Here is an 18,012-nt window from a genome sequence, read left to right on the forward strand (position 1 = left end):
CGCAGGATCAGCTCAGTCCGGCACGCAGTCGATCAATCATCAGGGACAGAAGTTCATTCACGCGATGGGCCTCCGCCGGAGGAATCATCTCATTCATGGTTTGCGCGTCCTCCTGACAGTCAAAAATGTCCACGGACGTCCAGCCGCTGGACCAGAAATCTATCGTCGCGAATTTATTGTTTCCTTCAACACTCGCTCTCTGCAGCTCTCCGAAGTCCCCGCGCCCTTCGTCTGTGTAGGTAATGTTGAATCCCGTCAAATGGGGATGAATACTGCCCCTGAACCACGTGATATCAGGTGCGCTCATTGTTTTCTCCGACAAATCAAACCTTGCTCGCAGGCGCTGCCTGCTGAAGGGTGGCTGATGGCTTCCCGAGAGGTACGCCGCCAATAATGACGGCAGGTGGTGCGTCATGTCTTGACGCGGCGTGAAGTAGGCGTGTTCCACACTGCACGCACTCTCCGTGGGAGGACCACCACATGCGTCTGAACCTTCTGTTCGCCCTGGGCTGCGCCCTGCCGCTGGCCGCCTGCAGTCATCCCGGCAAGACGGCGGGAACACCCGCTGACAGCCCGACCTCGACCGCGCCGCCCGCGGTGGCCGGCAGTGGCGGCCAGTGCGATCCGGAAAAGCTCACCGGCCTGACCGGGCAGACCGCCACCGAGGCGGTGATCCAGAAAGCAGTGAAGGACAGCGGTGCCCGCAACGCCCGCGTGCTCAAGCCGGGCATGGCGATGACCATGGATTACCGCGAAGACCGGCTCAGCATCGAAGTGGACGCGCAGAACAGGATCGTGCGCGCCAACTGCGGTTGAGGAGGCTTCCTGCAGGTCAGTCGCGCAGGCGCTGGGCCTTGCCGCTGGCCAGCGCCTGATCGATGGCCGTGCGTACTTCCCGCACGGCGCGGGCCGAGGCCAGGCTCTGCTGCTGCGCCAGGCGCGCCTGCTCCCGGCCCAGCTCGGCCTGCTCGCGCGCGACCAGGGTGATCTGACGGGCGTCCACCGCCTTGGCCGCGGCGGTACGCGCTTCGCGCGCTGCCTGACTGGCACCGGCGGCAGCCGCACGTGACTGGCGCGCGGCCTGGTTGGCCTCGGCGGCCGCATCCAGTCCCACTTGGCGCGTCGCGTGGTTGACCACCGCCGCGACATCCACCGCGGCCAGCGCGTCGGCGGTGACCTGCATCGAGACCTTGGCCAGCTGCTGGCCGATCGCCGCCTGGCGGTTGCCCAGCTCGGCCTGCGCGTTGCCCAAGGCCGCCACGTCGGACTGACTGCGGCTGAGCTGGCTGAGGACGGCGGGATCGCGGATGAGATAGCGCGCCTGGCCACGACGTACCCACAGCGCCGGTTCGTCACCGCCCGCGTCGCGGCGCGCCTGCTTGAGATCGGCCACCGAGGCATCGACGAAGTTGTCGTCCTGCCCCATCAGCACGAACGCCTGGGCGGGTTGCTGGCGGATGTTGAGCTTGCCATGGGTGACGAAGGACATCCCGTCATCCAGATCCTTCGGCGGTTCCGGCGCACGCGGGGCGGCGGGGGCGGCCGGCGGTTCCGGGGCCGGCATGGGCTCCGGTGCGGGCATCGGCTCCGGTGCGGGCATCGGCTCCGGCGCGGGGACCGGGGCGGGTGCCGGACGGGGGGCGCGCGCAGGCAACGGCGTGGGTACGTTCGGTGCAGTCGGGGCCGGGAGCGCCGGCGGCGGCGGCGCAGCCACCAACCGCAGCGGCGCCACGCCGACGACCACGAACAGCGCGGTGATCGCCAGCGAGGCCACGCGCGGGAAGCTGCGGGTCTGCTGCAGGGTCAACAGGCGGCGCTTGAGGCTGCGCAGGTTCGGCGAGGCGCTCGCCACGCCCACGGCGGGACGCGGCGCGACACCCAGCTGCACCAGCAACCGGCCATAGCCATGCCGGCAATGCCCGTGGCCGGCCACCACCGCACCATCGCAGGCTTCTTCGCGGGCCAGGGCGTATTCACGCGCGGCCAGGTGGACCAGCGGATGGAAGAAGAAAAGATGCTGCGACAGTGCCGGCAGCAGGCCCCACCACAGGTCGCGGCGCTGCAGATGGATCAGCTCATGGGTCAGCGCCATGTCCAGGTCATCGGCCGACATCGCCGGCAGTTCACGCGCTGGCAGCAGCAGCACGGGTCGCCACGGGCCGATCAACTGCGGCGAGCGGATCTGTGCGGAGAGCTTCAGGCGCGGCGCGCGACGCAGGCCATGCGCTTCGGCAGCGAGCTGCAGGGCCTGCTGCAGACCGGCGTCGGTGCACTCGGTGGCACCGCGCACCAGCGCGCGGCTGGCGCGGTAGCCACGCAGGCTGTGCACCAGCATCAGGAGCACGCCGGCGGCCCACAGGGCCAGCAGCAGCGACGGCCAGGACACTGCCATCGTCGCCGTCTCGGCCGCGCTCGCTGCATGGATGACCGGCGCGGCCTGCACGGCCGCATCGAACGCAGGCAGTGCCGTCACCGGGGCGGTCGGCGCAGTCAGCGCGGCGGGTGCAGGCAGCACCGCCAGTTCCAGCGGGCTGCTCCAGAACAGGCCCAGCACCGCCTGCGCCGCCACCAGCCACCACAGCCGGCAGCGGGTGGCGGAGGGCAGCTGCGGCAGCAGGCGGCATACGCCCCACACCAGCGCCACCAGCACCGCACTCTGCACGCTGGTCCAGCCCAGCCGCATCAGCAGTTCGCTCATCATCATGTCCATGGCTCAGCCCTCCCGCTTGCGTGACTGCAACTGTGCGACCAGCGCTTCCAGCTCGGCCAGCTCCTGATCGCTGACGTCGACCTTGTGCGACATGAACGCTACGAACGGCGAGACCGAGCCCTGCAGCGTCTTCTCCACGAAGCTGGCCACCGCGCCCTGCACCACGCTGTCCTGGCCGCTGGTGGTGGCATAGCGGTACACGCCGTCCACCTGCTTGCGGCTCAGGTACGACTTGGCGCGCAGGCGCTCCATCATGGTCAGCACGGTGGACCGTGCCAGCCCGCGCTGCTCGCCGAACCCGGCGGCGACTTCGCCGACGCTTGGACGGTCCTGTTCCGCGATGTACTGCAGCAGGGCCAGCTCCTGGTCCCCGATGGTCTTGCCGCGCATGGCGCACTCCCTATGACTACACGTGTCGCCACCGTGCCAGTGACTACAGGTGTCGTCAAGTGCCGGACGGTCGGTGCCGACGAACGGTAGGCCGAGCGCGAGCGCCCTGCCGGCGGCCTTAAACCTTTTCGCCGCGGCCCGCATCCAAGCCTTCGAGCTGCGGCATCCCGCCCCGGCGCCGCGTTACCTTCGCCAAGGACCTGCTGCATGCGCTCCACGTACCGCGTGATCTTGATGGCCGCCCTGCTGTTCCCGCTGGGCGCACAGGCGCGAGCCGGCAATGTGGACACGGCCAACCAGCAGACCCGGCAGTTCATCGGCCGGACCATGGATGCCCTGCGCATTCCCGGCCTGCAGATCGCCGTGATCCAGGACGGGAAGGTAGTGCTCTCGGAAAGCCACGGGCTGGCCAACGTCGAAAACGGGCTGCCGGCCACGCGCACGACGCGTTTCCCGCTCAACTCGGCGACGAAGTCGTTCACCGGGGTGGCGATGATGCAGCTGGCCGAGGCGGGCAAGGTGAACCTGGATGCGCCGATCTCGACCTACCTCGCCGATCTGCCCGAGGCATGGCGCGGCGTTCGGGTCCGCCAGCTGCTGGCGCACACCTCCGGGCTGCCGGACATCCTCGATGCGCAGGGACTGCTCGGCGGAGGCAGCGAGCAGGCGGCCTGGGCGGCGGTGACCCGGCTGCCGGTGGAGGCCGCCCCCGGCGCGCGCTTCACGTACAACCAGACCAACTACGTGCTGCTGGCACGGATCATCGCCGCGCAGTCGTCCATGCCGTACGACCGCTACGTGGCCACGCGTCAGTTCGATGTCGCCGGGATGCCGTCCACGACGTTCGGCGACAGCTACGACCTGATCGCCAACAGCGCCACGATCTACAGCTGGTTCCCGCGCCGCACCGATGCGCCGGACGCCGCGCCACGTCTCTCGCACTGGTTCTACGACATGACGCCCGGGCTATGGGCCGGCGGCGGCATGCTGACCACCGCCGATGACGTCGCGCAGTGGCTGGTCGCGTTGTCCGGCAACCGCCTGATCAACGCGGCCAGTACCCGCAGGATGTGGAGGCCGGAACGGCTCAACGATGGCAGCGAGGGCGCCTGGGGAGACGGCTGGGCGGTGTTGCAGGGCGCCCCGCAACGCCAGGTGGCCGGCATGGGTGGCGCGCGCTCGGCCTTCATCGTCTACCCCGACCAGGGGCTGGCCATCGTGGTGCTGACCAACCTGGTCGGGGCCAACCCGCAGAACTTCATTCCGCAGATCGCCGCGCTTTACGGCGTGGACGCGCCGGTGCCGACGGTCAGCCGCGCGGCCCGCCCATCACTGGCAGGATCACACCGCTGATGTAACTCGCAGTGATCGGCGAGGCGAGGAATACATAGGCCGGCGACAGTTCTTCCGGCTGCGCCGGTCGGCCCATGTCGCTGTCCTGGCCGAACTCGGCCACGTCGGGCGCTTTCTTGTCGGCCGGATTGAGCGGCGTCCAGACCGGCCCCGGGGCGACCGCATTGACCCGGATGCCGCGCGGCAGCAGCTGGCTGGCCAGCGCCTTGGTGAAGGCATGGATCGCGCCCTTGGTGGCCGAGTAGTCCACCAGCGACTTGCTGCCGAACAGGCCGGTTTCCGAGCCGGTATTGATGATGCTGGCGCCTTCGCCCAGATGCGGCAGCACCGCGCGCGCCATCTGGATGTAACCGCCGATGTTGGTCTGCAGGGTTTCCTGCAGATGGTCGTCCTCGAGGTCTTCCAGGCGGTCGCAGTGCAGCTGGAAGGCGGCGTTGTTGACCAGGATGTCGACCCCGCCGAACGCCTTGACCACCTGCTTCACCGCCTTGTTGCAGAAGGCCGGGTCGCGTACGTCGCCGGCGATCACCAGACAGCGGCCGCCTTCCTTCTCGACGTGCTCGCGGGTGATCTTCGCGTCCTTCTTTTCATCCAGGTGCAGCACCGCGACGTCGGCCCCTTCGCGGGCGAACAGCACGGCCACCGCGCGGCCGATGCCGGAGTCGGCGCCGGTGATGATCGCGCGCTTGCCCTTGAGCTTGCCGCTGCCCTGGTAGTCCGGCGCGAGGAAACGCGGGGCCAGCTGCATCTCGTGTTCGTTGCCCGGTTTGGCCAGCTGCTCGGCCGGCATTTTTTCCGGCTGGCGGCGCGTGCCGGCCTGGGTAGCCTTCTTGGTCCTGGAGGCGGCGGCCTTCTTCGCCGCACGCGCGTCCTTGGCCTTCTCCTGGTCCTGCAGACGACGCTGGCGCGCCGCCACGCGCGCAGCGCGCGGATCGGTGGCGGCAGCCTTGCGGGTCGCGGTTTTCACGACCGGCGCACGGGTACGCAGTTCGGTTGCGTCGGCCGCCGGGGCCGCCTTGCGGGACGTGGGGGTCTTGGTGGTCTTACGGGGTTTGGCCGTGGCCATGTTCGACTCCTGTTGCCGGATCAGATGCGTGGATCTCACGCGGGCGCATGTCGCCGCGGCGGTGCCGCTCTGGAGTGCGCAGCCCCACTATGGTCAACCCGGCGGCCAGGGATGGTGAATGGAACGTGCCCACACCGTGTAGAGGATTCATGCGCCGCATACGGGCACCGATGCACCCTGAGCGCAATTCCCATGGAGTGCGTCGCATGCTTCGTTACCTGTCCGCGGCTGTGGCCGTCCTTGCTCTTTCCGCCTGCAGCAGCACCCCTGTCGCGCAGGTCCAGCCGATCGACGGCGTGATTTCCGGCCAGTGCCATGTCGACAAGGTCCGCGGCGCCACCGGGCTGGCCGCGTCGGCGGCCACCGTGGAGCGGGCCCGCGTGGACAGCGACAGCCTCGAGGTCATCGTGCTGCGGGGCCAGCGCCAGGAAAGCGGCCCGACCGCCAGCGGTGCGGTGCCGTCCAGCGCCGGGGCGGAAAGCGGTGGCGAACGGCTCACCATTGAAACCGGCAACACCAACAACATCACCGCGATCTACTGCGGCTGATCGCTGCGCTCATCCCGCGCGGGCGCGCCGGACGGTGCGCCGCGCGGCTTTGAGTACTTTCAGCGTGGCCAGTTCCCACTGACGGTCGCCGCGCAGCCCGGCAAGCGCCTTCAATGAGCCGGCCCGCCAGCCATCGAATACGCAAGGATCGATGTAGGCCTTGCGGCACACCGACGGTGTGTTGCCCAGCAGGTTGGCCACCTCGCATACCACCTGCTTCTGCAATGCCGCCAGCGCGCGCTCACTGGAGGGTTCGGGCAGCTCGGTCGCGGCAAGCTGACGGATCGCCTCCAGCGTTCCGCCCCAGGTGCGGAAATCCTTGGCGCTGAAATCCTCGCCCATCGCATCATGCAGATAGTCATTGACCATGCCCGAGTCCACCGGTTGCACCGCGCCCTCGTCATCGCGGTACTGGAACAGCGCCTGCCCGGGCAGCTGCTGGCAGCTGCGGATGAGCTTGACCAGTTCGCGGTCATCCACGTCCACCTCATGCGCCTGGCCGGACTTGCCCCGGAAGCGCATCTGCGCCCGGCCGCCCTTGACCAGCGCGAGGTGGCGGTTACGTAGCGTGGTCAGCCCGTAAGAGCGGTTGTCACGTGCATAGACTTCATTGCCAACGCGCACCAGCGTCTGTGCCAGCAACGCCACCACGATCGCCAGCACTTTGTCGCGCGGGAAGCCGGGCAGCTTCAGATCGCGGCGCAGGCGCCGACGCAGCGTGGGCAGGGCGGTACCAAAGGCAATGATGCGATCGAATTTGCCATCGCCCCTCACCCGCGCCCAATCGGCGTGGTAGCGGTATTGCTTGCGCCCGCGCGCGTCGCGGCCGGTCGCCTGCAGGTGGCCGTTGGGCAGCGCGCAGATCCACACATCGGTGTACGCCGGCGGGATCGCCAGCGCGCGGATCCGGGCCAACGTGGCGGCATCGCGCACCGCCGCACCGTCGGCGTCGCGGTAGGCGAAGCCCTTGCCGGCCTTGCGGCGGGCGATGCCGGGCAGTTCATCGCTGACATAACGCAGGCCGGCCTGGCGGGCGGCGGCGGCTTCGGGGGTCGTGGTGCGGCTCGGGCTCATGGACGCGGCGCGGATCAGGGAAGCGCAGTGTTACCGCTGCCGGTGCGGCGCCGCGTCAATAACGCAACACAAACACCTCACGCCGCGCTTGGCGATATCCTCCAGAGTTTACTGGCTCGCTTTCTGGAGTACCGATGTCGTCCCTGTCGTTCCGCCGCGTGCGGCGTTCTTTCGGGCTGATTGCCCTGTTCCCCGCCCTGCTGGTCCTCGGTGCGTGCAGCGCCCCGCCGATGGACGAGCAGGAGGCCGTCGCCACCCATGCGCAGAAGGCGGCCGAAGCCGCCGCCGCGCCGACCGACGAAGCCGGCAAGGCGACCGAAGCGCCGCCGGTCGGCAGCTGCGATGCCACCCAGGTGCAGAGCCTGGTCGGCCAGCCCTATACCGACGAGCTCGGCAGCCAGGCCCAGCAGGATGCCGGCGCCACCAGCGTGCGCGTGCTCAAGCCGAACGACATGACCACGATGGAGTTCATCGGCGAGCGCCTGAACGTCGAAGTGGATGCCAAGAACGTGGTGGCCGGCGTCCGCTGCGGCTGAACAGGCGACGGGGAAAACCCCTGAAACACAGGGGTTTGGTTGCGCCTGCAACCGTGTATTGCGGCGTTGCAGCAACTATGCTCTAGTCGAGTCATCCGGTGCCTCCAGATGCGCTCAACGGATTGAGCGGGGACGAGTGTCGCCGCTCACCCGACATTGAGGCAGAGATGGCCCCCCGCAACCGCCAAGGGCTTTACGACCCGCAAGATGAGCGAGATGCCTGTGGTTTCGGCATGGTCGCCCAGCTCGACGACCAGCCGTCCCGACTGCTGGTCGACACGGCTATCGCCGCGCTCTCGCGCATGACCCACCGCGGCGGCGTCGCTGCCGACGGTGTCACCGGTGACGGCTGCGGCCTGTTGCTGCGCCGCCCCGACGTGTTCCTCAAAGCACTCGCCGCCGAAGCGGGTCTCACGCTGGGTGCGCGCTTCGCCGCCGGCGTGGTGTTCCTGCCGCACGACACCGCTGCCGCACAGGCCTGCCGCGACACGCTGGAACAGCAGCTGCGCGAGGCCGGCTGCCAGCCGGTCGGCTGGCGCGTGGTACCCACCGATCCCAGCGTCTGCGGCCAGCTCGCGCGCGACACCCTGCCGCACATCGAGCAGGTGTTCGTCGATGCCGGTGCCGCGCAGGACGAGGCCGCCTTCACCCTGGCCCTGTTCCTGGCCCGCCGCCGCAGCGAACAGCAGCTGGGCGAGCACGCCGATTACTACGTCGCCACGCTCAGCCCGAACGCGATCAGCTACAAGGGCATGGTGCTGCCGGACAAGCTGAGCCGCTTCTACGTGGACCTGCAGCGCAACGACCTGGCCTCCAGCGCGATCGTGTTCCATCAGCGCTTCTCGACCAACACGCTGCCGCGCTGGCCGCTGGCGCACCCGTTCCGGATGCTGGCGCACAACGGCGAGATCAACACCATCGAGGGCAACCGCCGGTGGGCGCAGGCGCGCAGCAAGGTGTGGAAGACCCCGCGCTTCGACATCGGCGAATTCAATCCGGTGATCTCCATGCACGGCTCGGACTCGCAGAGCCTGGACAACATGCTCGAGCTGATGGTCAGCGCCGGCATGGAGCTGATCCAGGCGCTGCGCATCCTGGTGCCGCCGGCGACCCAGTCGCTGGAGTTCAAGGATCCCGACCTGGCCGCGTTCTACGAGTTCTACGGGCTCAACAGCGAGCCCTGGGACGGCCCGGCCGGCATCGTCGCCTGCGACGGGCGCTATGCCGCCTGCACGCTGGACCGCAACGGCCTGCGCCCGGCGCGCTGGATGCTGACCTCCGACCGCCACTTCCTGGTCGCCTCCGAAGCCGGCGTGTGGGAAGTGCCGGCCGAGCGCGTGGTGCGCAAGGGCAAGCTCGGCCCGGGCGAGATGATGGCCATCGACCTCAAGCGCGGCGACCTGCTCGACTCGGATGCCATCGACCGCATCAACCGTGGCCGCGCCCCGTACAAGCAATGGCTGCAGCAGGGCGTGACCTACCTGCAGACCGAGCTGATCGATCCGTCGCTGGTGGAAGAGCCGTTCGACGAGCGCACCCTGCGCAGCTATCACAAGCTGTTCCAGCTCAGCACCGAGGAAGTGGAGCAGATCCTGCGTCCGCTGGCCGAGACCGAGCAGGAAGCCACCGGCTCGATGGGCGATGACACGCCCATGGCCGTGCTGAGCCAGCACAGCCGACCGCTCTACGATTACTTCCGCCAGGCGTTCGCGCAGGTCACCAACCCGCCGATCGATCCGCTGCGCGAAGACTGCGTCATGTCGCTGTCCACCCAGCTCGGCAAGGAGACCAACATCTTCCATGCCGGTGCGGAGACGGTGAACCACGTCATCCTCAATTCGCCGGTACTCAGCCAGCGCAAGCTGCGCCAGCTGATCAAGATGGAGCAGTACGCCGACAAGAACCGGCTGATCGATCTGTCCTACAGCCTGGACGAAGGCCTGAAGGCCGGCATCGAGCGCATCTGCGCCGAAGCCGAAGCCGCCGCGCGCGAAGGCATCGTCATGCTGCTGCTGAGCGACCGTTACCCGGTTGCCGACCGCCCGATGGTGCATGCCCTGCTGGCCACCAGCGCGGTGCATCACCATCTCTCCAATGCGGGCCTGCGCTGCGACGTCAACCTGATCCTGGAAACCGGCACCGCGCGCGATCCGCACCACATGGCCTGCCTGCTCGGCTTCGGTGCCACCGCGGTGTACCCGTACCTGGCCTACCAGACCCTGTTCGACCTGGGCCGGCGCGGCATCCTGCAGCTGAGCAAGGGCGGCGAGCAGTCGCAGATCGGGCGCCGCTACCGCAAGGGCATCTACAAGGGCCTGTCCAAGATCATCTCCAAGATGGGCATCTGTACCGTGGCCAGCTACCGCGGCGCGCAGCTGTTCGAGATCGTCGGGCTGGATGACGAGGTGGTCGACCTGTGCTTCCCGGACACCGCCTCGCGCGTGGCCGGGGTCGGCTTCGCGCGCCTGGACGATGAGGCCCGCGAGCTCACCGTGCGCGCCTGGAATGATCTGCTGCGCCCGGATGTCGGCGGCGTGCTCAAGTACGTGCACGGCGGCGAGTACCACATGTACAACCCGGACGTGGTCATGACCCTGCAGCGCGCCGCGCGCAGCGGCGATGCCGCGGACTGGCAGCGCTACTGCGAGGCCGTGCACGGCCGACCGGTGTCGGCGCTGCGCGACCTGCTGCAGCTCAAGGCCGCGCCCACGCCGACGCCGCTGGACGAAGTGGCCCCGGCCGAAGACCTGTTCCGCCGCTTCGACACCGCCGCGATCAGCCTCGGTGCGTTGTCGCCGGAAGCGCACGAAGCGCTGGCGATCGCGATGAACCGGCTTGGCGGCCGCAGCAATTCCGGCGAAGGCGGCGAAGACCCGGTGCGCTACGGCACCGAGAAGCGCAGCAAGATCAAGCAGGTGGCTTCGGGCCGCTTCGGCGTCACCGCCGAGTACCTGGTCAACGCCGAAGTGCTGCAGATCAAGGTTGCCCAGGGCGCCAAGCCCGGCGAAGGCGGCCAGCTGCCCGGGCACAAGGTCAACGAGCTGATCGCGCGGCTGCGGTACGCCAAGCCGGGTATCGGCCTGATCTCGCCGCCGCCGCACCACGACATCTACTCGATCGAAGACCTTGCCCAGCTGATCTACGACCTCAAGCAGGTCAACCCGACCGCGCTGGTCTCGGTGAAGCTGGTCAGCCATGCCGGTGTCGGCACCATCGCCGCTGGCGTGGTCAAGGCCGGCGCCGATCTGATCACCGTCTCCGGCCATGACGGCGGCACCGGTGCCAGCCCGGTCAGCTCGATCCGCTATGCGGGCGTGCCGTGGGAGCTGGGCGTGGCCGAATCGCACCAGGCACTGGTCGCCAACGACCTGCGTGGGCGCACCCTGCTGCAGACCGATGGTGGCCTGAAGACCGGCCTGGACGTGATCAAGGCCGCGCTGCTCGGTGCGGACAGCTTCGGTTTCGGCACCGCGCCGATGATCGTGCTGGGCTGCAAGTACCTGCGCATCTGCCACCTCAACAACTGCGCCACCGGCGTGGCCACCCAGGACGAGCGCCTGCGTGCGCAGTACTTCACCGGCCTGCCGGAGCGCGTGGAGAACTTCTTCCGCCTGCTGGCCGAGGAAGTCCGTGGCTGGCTGTCCTACCTGGGCGTGCGCTCGCTGGAGGAGATCGTCGGCCGTACCGACCTGCTGCAACAGCTGGAGGTTTCACCGCGACCGGGCGTCAAGGTGGATCTGTCGCGCCTGCTGCACCCGGCCGACTACGCGGGCAGCCACTGCGCCGCGCAGCGTCTGTACGAATCGCCGGACAGCCTGGCCACGCAGATGGACGGCCTGCTGGCCCCGGCCATCGCCGGCAAGCTGGGCGGTGAACACCGCTTCCTGATCCACAACACCGACCGCTCGATCGGCACCCGTCTGTCCGGCGAGATCGCGCGCACGCATGGCAACCAGGGCATGGCCGATGCACCGCTGACCCTGCGCTTCCGTGGCACGGCCGGGCAGAGCTTCGGCGCGTTCAACGTGGGCGGCCTGCAGCTGGAGGTCGAAGGCGAAGCCAACGATTACGTCGGCAAGGGCATGGCCGGCGGCCGGCTGGTCGTGCGTCCGCCGCGTGGCGCACGCTTCGAGGCGCGCAACACCGCGATCATCGGCAACACCTGCCTGTACGGCGCCACCGGTGGCGAGCTGTTCGCCGCGGGCCGTGCCGGCGAGCGCTTCGGCGTGCGCAACTCCGGCGCGCTGGCGGTGATCGAAGGGGCCGGTGACCACTGCTGCGAGTACATGACCGACGGCATCGTGCTGGTGCTGGGCAAGGTCGGGCTGAACTTCGGCGCCGGCTTCACCGGTGGGCTGGCCTACGTGCTGGATATCGACCGCGATTTCGTGGACCGCTACAACCACGAACTGATCGACATCCACCGCATCTCGGCCGAGGGCTTCGAGAACCATCGCCAGCACCTGCATACGCTGATCAGCCGCCACCGCGAACTGACCGGCAGCATCTGGGCGCAGCAGATCCTCGACGAGTTCCGCGATTACGTCGGCAAGTTCTGGCTGGTCAAACCCAAGGCCGCCAGCATCGAATCGCTGACCGACTCACTGCGCCGCGCTGCGTGATCCATCCCGGTAGTGCCGGCCGCTGGCCGGCAACGCCACACAACCCGAGCAAGCCATGAGCCGCAAGCAAGCTTTCCAGTTCCTCGATCTGCCCCGGACCATGCCGCAGCGCATCCCGGTCGAACTGCGCACCTCCGGCGACTGGGGCGAGCTGTACGGCAAGTTCGGCAAGGAAGACGCGCAGTTCCAGGCGGGGCGCTGCCTGGATTGCGGCAACCCGTACTGCAGCTGGAAGTGCCCGGTGCACAACGCCATCCCGCAGTGGCTGCAGCTGGTGCAGGAAAACCGCATCCACGAAGCGGCCACGCTGTGCCATTCGACCAATCCGCTGCCGGAAGTGTGCGGCCGGGTGTGTCCACAGGACCGCCTGTGCGAAGGCAGCTGCACGCTGGAGGAGTTCGGCGCGGTGACCATCGGCGCGGTCGAGAAGTACATCGTCGATACCGCGCTGGCCACCGGCTGGCGTCCGGACATGAGCGCGGTGGAAGCCACCGGCAAGCGCGTGGCGGTGATCGGCGCCGGCCCGGCCGGGCTCGCCTGCGCCGACAAGCTGGCGCATGCCGGCATCCAGGCCGTGGTGTATGACCGCTACGAACAGATCGGCGGGCTGCTGCAGTTCGGCATCCCCAGTTTCAAGCTGGACAAATCGGTGATCAGCCGCCGCCGCAACGTGCTCGAAGGCATGGGCGTGCAGTTCCGCCTCGGGGTGGAGATCGGCCGCGATGTGAGCATCGAGGACCTGCTGGCCGAGTACGACGCGGTGTTCGTGGGTACCGGCGCCTACCGCTATACCGACGGTGGCCTGCTCGGCCAGGACCTCAAGGGCGTGCTGCCGGCGCTGCCGTTCCTGGTGCAGAACAGCCGCATCGTCAGTGGCAGCGATGCCCACGGCCGGCCGATCGCCGGCTGGGAAGACCAGATCGCCCTGCCCGACCTGGAGGGCAAGCGCGTGGTGGTGCTGGGCGGTGGCGATACCGGCATGGACTGCGTGCGCAGCGCGATCCGGCTCGGCGCGGCCAAGGTGACCTGCGCCTACCGCCGCGACGAGGCCAACATGCCCGGCTCGGCGCGCGAAGTGGCCAATGCCCGCGAGGAAGGCGTGCGCTTCCTGTTCAACCGCCAGCCGCTGTCGATCGAGGCCGGTGCGGATGACGAAGTGATCGGGGTGATGGTGGTCGAAACGCAGCTCGATGCACCGGATGCACAGGGCCGCCGCAATGCGGTGCCGATCGCCGGCAGCGAATCGCTGCTGGAAGCGGACGTGGTGATCATCGCCTTCGGCTTCTCGCCGACTGCGCCGGCCTGGCTGACCGGACAGGGCGTGGAGGCAGGCACCAATGGCCGCATCGTGGCCGGTGGCAGTGGCCGCCTGCCGTTCCAGACCGCCCATCCGCGCCTGTTCGCCGGGGGCGATGCGGTACGCGGCGCGGACCTGGTGGTGACGGCCGTGGCCGAGGGCCGCGATGCGGCCGGCAGCATCGTGCAGCTGCTTTCGGCGTAGTCGCGCCTACGCGGCAGCGGGCAGCGGTGACGGCGTGTGGCGCACGCCGGCCCGCTCGATCTCCAGCGCCATCAGCAGCTCGATGTTGTCGAGCTGGTCACGGATGCGACGGTTGCTCGCCGGATCATCGTGGCCGCGGCCGATATGCGCATCGAGCATGCGCGCCAGCCCGGCCAGCAGGACCTCGGCATCGGCCTGCGGGGCGTCACGCAGCACGGCTGCCAGCGCGCGGATGCGACTGCCCTGATCCGCGACAGCGGGCTGAGACGAGGCGGCAGCGGCAGAAAGGGAGAGGGTCATGCCAGGGGTTTCCTGATTGACGGGCGACCTCTACTGTCGGATATGGCCCCCTCCGGACACCATGCAACAATTACGAAAATGCGTGATGACGCGTGACGGTCATCACCGTTCGGCGCTAGCGCCGCTGCAATCTGAACGACATACACTGACCGCGTCTCCCTCTGGACTGCTCCCATGCGCATCGGCCTGGCCGCGAACCGCCTGCACCACCACGACAAGCACGCCGCGCTGTTCCGCTGGCTGCGCGCCAGCGACACCGGACTGCGCGAACTGGGCGTGGAGCTGCACGCGGTCGGACGCACCTTCGATGCGATCCAGCGGCTGGGCTTCCTGCAGGACTTCGCCCCGCTGCGGCGCTACCCGAACGGCCGCGAGGGTGGGCTGATGAAGCTGGTCGCCGAGGTGGTCGGCATGGGCACGCCCGAGCGCACCCTGGATGGCGCCATCTACCTGATGGACCCGGTCGATCCCTCGTCGGTGTTCCCGGAGGCGACCGCGCTGAAGCGGCAGTGCGTGATCCACGGCAAACCCTTCATCTCCACCGTCGCCACCGCGCGCGACTGGGTCGAGGTGGAGCGCCTGCACGCCGGCCTGGCCCCGGACCCGGGCGCCGATGACCTGCACGCCTTCGCGCAGCACACGCTGGCGCTGATCGCGCATGACGCGATGAAGCCGGCGATGCTGGCCTTCGCCGACGAGCACTTCGAGGTGCTGTCGCGCTTCCGCAGCCGGGTCGGCACCGGCACCACCGGCCAGCGCCTCAACGAACTGGCCTGGAGCCGCGGCTGGCCGCAGGGCGAGGAATGGGTGATGCGCTACCAGAGCGGCCCGATGGGCGGCGATGCGCAGATCGCCGACCGCGTGCTGGAAGGCCATTGCCAACGGGCGATCTTCTTCGAGGATCCGCACGTGGCGCGCCAGCACGAGGCCGACATCCAGCTGCTCGAGCGCGCGGTCACCACCGTGACCGATCAGGCCGTGTGCATCACCGCGCCGCGGGTGGCGGCCCGCTGGGCGCAGGCGGCGGCGTTGCGGATGGGGAACTGACGGAAACATCGCATCGGTAGTGCCGGCCGCTGGCCGGCAATCGCGCGCGGGTGGGTTTCATGGGGAGCCGGCCAGCGGCCGGCACTACCGGTGGCGGGCGTGGCAGCAGCCGGCTCTACCCCGCCGGGGTCAGCATCTGCCGCAGCATCGCCTTCAGCCGCCGCCCTTCGAGCTGGAAGTAATCCCGCTCGGCGTGCCACGCCGGGAAACGCTTCTCCACCTCGGCCCAGAAGGCCGGCGAGTGGTTGGCTTGGATCAGGTGGCAAAGCTCGTGCACCAGCACGTACTCGAACGCCGACGGCCGCCCCAGCACCAGGGCCAGATCCAGCGCCATGCTGCCGTCCGGGGCCAGTGAGCCCCATTGCGAGGACATCACCTTGAGCCGCAGCCGCGCCGGTGCGCGGGGCAGGCCCGGCAGGTAGCGCGGCAGCCACTGGCCGACATCGGCACGGGTCTGTGCTTCGTAGAACTCGCGCAGGGTACGGCGCAGCGTGGCGTCGGTGCCCCGGCTGGGCCAGTGCAGGCAGGCGCCGTCGGCGTCGATCTCCATATGCGCATAGCGGCCGGCTTCCCAGCGCAGCGGCAGCAGCTCACCGCGCAGCGGCAGCACGCCCGCCTCGCCGATCACCAGCGGCGGCGGCAGGTTGGTCGCCTGGTAGCTGCGCAGCTGTTCGGACAACCAGCCACGGTGCTGCTCTAGGAAGCGCTCGCCCATCACCAGGCTCGCGCGCGGTGGCAGGGTCAGGCGCACGCCGCGCTCATCGACGCTGAGCTTGATCCGGCGCGCGCGCGGATCGCGTACGCGCAGTACATCGATCTCGGCATCCTCCAGGCGCAGCCGTACCGTATCGCGCTGCAGCGTGCTGACAGCCGGCGAAATCAGGCGGCGGAGGAATCCGGACATGGGTACAGCATAGCGCCGGCCGTGACCGGCGCATGACTGGGGACTGATCGGATCCGGTCAGTCCGCCTTGCTGAGCTTGAAGGCCTCTTCCAGCAGCAGGAACAGGCGACGCACTTCGCCGCTCTGCAGGGCGAAACGGGCGTCCAGTTCGGCGCGGCGGCCGTCATCGTCGGCATGCTCGAGCTGGTCCAGCGCGCCATCCAGGAACTTCAGCTTGCGCACGATCAGGTCGTCGCCGAGCACGAAGGACAGGTTGTCCTCGAACACCAGCGCCAGCTTGGTCACCTGCTTGCCGGCATCCAGGTGCTTGTCGATCTCGTCGCAGCGCAGCTCCTGGTGCTGGCACTTGACCACCGCACCGCCCTCGGCCGGGTCCTTCATCTCGCACTCTTCGCCCAGGCTCAGCCCGGTCGGCAGGGGTTCGCCGGCGATCCAGCCGGTGAGGATCGAGCGCGGCGCGACTTCGGCGTTCAACGGCATCGCCGGGAAGCTGCCGAGCAGGCCACGGATGTCGGACATCATGTTCTCGCCCTTCTTGCTGCTCGAGCAGTCCACCGCGACGTAGCCGTGGGTCAGGTCGATCAGCGCGTCGGTACGCGAGCTCTTCACGAAGGCACGCGGCATCAGTTCGTGCAGCAGGTCGTCCTTCATGCGCTTGCGCTCGCGGCCGCCGGGCTTGCGGCCTTCCTTCTCTTCGATTTCCTCGAGCTTGCGCGCGAGCAGGTCGTTGACCACCGCGCCCGGCAGGATCTTGTCCTCACCGCCGACGGTGAGCCACAGCGCATCGCCGACGCGGTGCGAGAACACGGCCTTTTCTTCACGGCCGAACGGCGAGATGAAGCCGCGCGAATTCATTTCAAGCGGACCGACCGGCTTGAGCAGCACCTGCGGCAGCAGGGTGTCTACGTCGGAGAAATCGGTGGCGGTCGGGAAGCGGAACAGCGTCAGGTTGCGAAAGAACATGGACGTCCAGAGTAAGAGCGTGAAAGGGAGGGCGGGCGCGCCGGCGTGGCTCAGGCCGGGCCGGGGGCGTCGCCGGGGTCGTGGGCAGTGCCGGCCCAGGCCGGCGGGTCGGGCAGCGGGGCCGCCGCGGCGCGCCCCAGTGCCATGAAATCGAACAGCGCCGGATCGGCCAGCTGCGAGGGATGGATGTTGCCCAGCGCGCGTGCGATCTGGTCGATGCGGCCGGGCTGGTCGCGCTCCCACTGCTGCAGCATCTGCTCGACCTGGCGGCGCTGCAGGGTGTCCTGGCTGCCGCACAGCGTGCAGGGAATGATCGGGAACGCGCGTGCCTGGGCGTAAGCGCTGATGTCCGCTTCGCTCACGTAGGCCAGCGGGCGGATCACGATGTGCTGGCCGTCGTCGCTGCGCAGCTTGGGCGGCATCGCCGAGAGCTTGGCGTGGTGGAACAGATTGAGGAAGAACGTGGCCACGCTGTCGTCGCGGTGGTGGCCCAGCGCGATCTTGGTGAAGCCGTGTTCGGCCGCATGCCGGTACAGCGCGCCCCGGCGCAGGCGCGAGCACAGCGAACACATCGTGCGGCCTTCCGGGATCACCCGGCTGACCACCGAATAGGTGTCCTGCTCGATGATCTGGAACGGCACGCCGATCGAGGCCAGGTAGGTCGGCAGCACGTGCTCGGGAAAGCCGGGCTGCTTCTGGTCCAGGTTCACCGCCACCAGCTCGAACGGCACCGGCGCTTTTTTCTGCAGCTGCAGGAGGATGTCGAGCAGGGTGTAGCTGTCCTTGCCACCGGACAGGCACACCATGACTTTGTCGCCGGCCTCGATCATGCCGAAGTCGGCGATCGCCTGGCCCACCTGGCGGCGCAGCTGCCGCGCCAACCGGTCCTGCACGCCGCCGGGCGCGCGCGGATCGCGGGCGCGCGGGACGGGATCGGGCAGGCGGATGACAGCGCTCATGGGGTTCATTCTACCGGCTCGCACCGGCCGCCACGGAGC

The 18,012-nt window shown here is 68.8% G+C and carries 16 protein-coding genes; 7 read left to right on the top strand and 9 right to left on the bottom strand.

What is annotated here, in order from left to right; translation table 11 throughout:
• Positions 1-7: 7 nt before the first annotated feature.
• The gene (locus HH110_RS14290; protein WP_176990275.1) at positions 8-448 is read right to left on the bottom strand and encodes a hypothetical protein; all 441 of its coding nucleotides are present in this window, start codon (positions 446-448) and stop codon (positions 8-10) included.
• Positions 449-480: 32 nt separating this feature from the next.
• On the opposite strand from HH110_RS14290, the gene HH110_RS14295 reads away from it, so the two are divergent.
• A complete protein-coding gene (locus HH110_RS14295; RefSeq protein ID WP_176990276.1) occupies positions 481-816 on the top strand; it encodes an I78 family peptidase inhibitor in 336 nt (111 codons plus the stop codon).
• A 16-nt stretch (positions 817-832) separates the two neighbouring features.
• On the opposite strand, the gene HH110_RS14300 is transcribed toward HH110_RS14295, so the two are convergent.
• Entirely contained in the window at positions 833-2,698 is a 1,866-nt protein-coding gene (locus tag HH110_RS14300) for a M56 family metallopeptidase (RefSeq protein ID WP_342589247.1), read from the bottom strand.
• A gap of 15 nt (positions 2,699-2,713) precedes the next feature.
• On the bottom strand, positions 2,714-3,100 hold the full coding sequence (locus HH110_RS14305) for a BlaI/MecI/CopY family transcriptional regulator (RefSeq protein ID WP_070472651.1): 387 nt from the start codon (positions 3,098-3,100) through the stop codon (positions 2,714-2,716).
• A gap of 228 nt (positions 3,101-3,328) precedes the next feature.
• On the opposite strand from HH110_RS14305, the gene HH110_RS14310 reads away from it, so the two are divergent.
• Positions 3,329-4,453 (top strand): serine hydrolase, encoded by a 1,125-nt coding sequence (locus HH110_RS14310; protein WP_176990313.1) that lies wholly within the window; start codon positions 3,329-3,331, stop codon positions 4,451-4,453.
• Here HH110_RS14310 and HH110_RS14315 read toward each other — a convergent pair.
• Entirely contained in the window at positions 4,410-5,519 is a 1,110-nt protein-coding gene (locus HH110_RS14315; RefSeq protein WP_176990278.1) for an SDR family oxidoreductase, read from the bottom strand. The two genes, HH110_RS14310 and HH110_RS14315, sit on opposite strands and share 44 nt — an antisense overlap.
• A gap of 206 nt (positions 5,520-5,725) precedes the next feature.
• Here HH110_RS14315 and HH110_RS14320 point away from each other — a divergent pair, with 206 nt between their 5' ends.
• A complete protein-coding gene (locus HH110_RS14320; protein ID WP_176990279.1) occupies positions 5,726-6,067 on the top strand; it encodes a hypothetical protein in 342 nt (113 codons plus the stop codon).
• A gap of 9 nt (positions 6,068-6,076) precedes the next feature.
• Here HH110_RS14320 and HH110_RS14325 read toward each other — a convergent pair whose 3' ends face one another.
• Entirely contained in the window at positions 6,077-7,141 is a 1,065-nt protein-coding gene (locus tag HH110_RS14325) for a DNA topoisomerase IB (RefSeq protein ID WP_176990280.1), read from the bottom strand.
• 134 nt (positions 7,142-7,275) lie between these two features.
• On the opposite strand from HH110_RS14325, the gene HH110_RS14330 reads away from it, so the two are divergent.
• The 3 genes from HH110_RS14330 (at position 7,276) to HH110_RS14340 (ending at position 13,800) form a co-directional block, all read left to right on the top strand.
• On the top strand, positions 7,276-7,677 hold the full coding sequence (locus tag HH110_RS14330; protein ID WP_176990281.1) for an I78 family peptidase inhibitor: 402 nt from the start codon (positions 7,276-7,278) through the stop codon (positions 7,675-7,677).
• Positions 7,678-7,844: 167 nt separating this feature from the next.
• A complete protein-coding gene (gltB, locus tag HH110_RS14335; protein ID WP_176990282.1) occupies positions 7,845-12,299 on the top strand; it encodes a glutamate synthase large subunit in 4,455 nt (1,484 codons plus the stop codon).
• Between the two features lie 55 nt (positions 12,300-12,354).
• Positions 12,355-13,800, top strand: coding sequence for an FAD-dependent oxidoreductase (locus HH110_RS14340; RefSeq protein ID WP_176990283.1), 1,446 nt, complete (start codon positions 12,355-12,357; stop codon positions 13,798-13,800).
• Between the two features lie 6 nt (positions 13,801-13,806).
• On the opposite strand, the gene HH110_RS14345 is transcribed toward HH110_RS14340, so the two are convergent.
• Positions 13,807-14,100, bottom strand: coding sequence for a hypothetical protein (locus tag HH110_RS14345; RefSeq protein WP_176990284.1), 294 nt, complete (start codon positions 14,098-14,100; stop codon positions 13,807-13,809).
• A gap of 174 nt (positions 14,101-14,274) precedes the next feature.
• Here HH110_RS14345 and HH110_RS14350 point away from each other — a divergent pair, with 174 nt between their 5' ends.
• Positions 14,275-15,147: a methylglyoxal synthase gene (locus tag HH110_RS14350; RefSeq protein ID WP_176990285.1), complete on the top strand. Its 873-nt coding sequence runs from the start codon at positions 14,275-14,277 to the stop codon at positions 15,145-15,147.
• A 115-nt stretch (positions 15,148-15,262) separates the two neighbouring features.
• On the opposite strand, the gene HH110_RS14355 is transcribed toward HH110_RS14350, so the two are convergent.
• Genes HH110_RS14355 through ttcA form a run of 3 tightly spaced genes read right to left on the bottom strand, consistent with a single transcriptional unit; the run spans position 15,263 to position 17,973 of the window.
• The gene (locus tag HH110_RS14355; protein ID WP_176990286.1) at positions 15,263-16,051 is read right to left on the bottom strand and encodes a M48 family metallopeptidase; all 789 of its coding nucleotides are present in this window, start codon (positions 16,049-16,051) and stop codon (positions 15,263-15,265) included.
• A gap of 57 nt (positions 16,052-16,108) precedes the next feature.
• A complete protein-coding gene (locus HH110_RS14360; protein WP_019184123.1) occupies positions 16,109-17,014 on the bottom strand; it encodes a recombination-associated protein RdgC in 906 nt (301 codons plus the stop codon).
• Between the two features lie 50 nt (positions 17,015-17,064).
• Positions 17,065-17,973 (bottom strand): tRNA 2-thiocytidine(32) synthetase TtcA, encoded by a 909-nt coding sequence (gene ttcA, locus HH110_RS14365; protein ID WP_241696581.1) that lies wholly within the window; start codon positions 17,971-17,973, stop codon positions 17,065-17,067.
• Positions 17,974-18,012: the final 39 nt, after the last annotated feature.

The sequence above is a fragment of the Stenotrophomonas sp. SAM-B genome (assembly GCF_013387485.1).
In the GTDB taxonomy this organism is placed as follows: domain Bacteria; phylum Pseudomonadota; class Gammaproteobacteria; order Xanthomonadales; family Xanthomonadaceae; genus Stenotrophomonas; species Stenotrophomonas maltophilia_AA.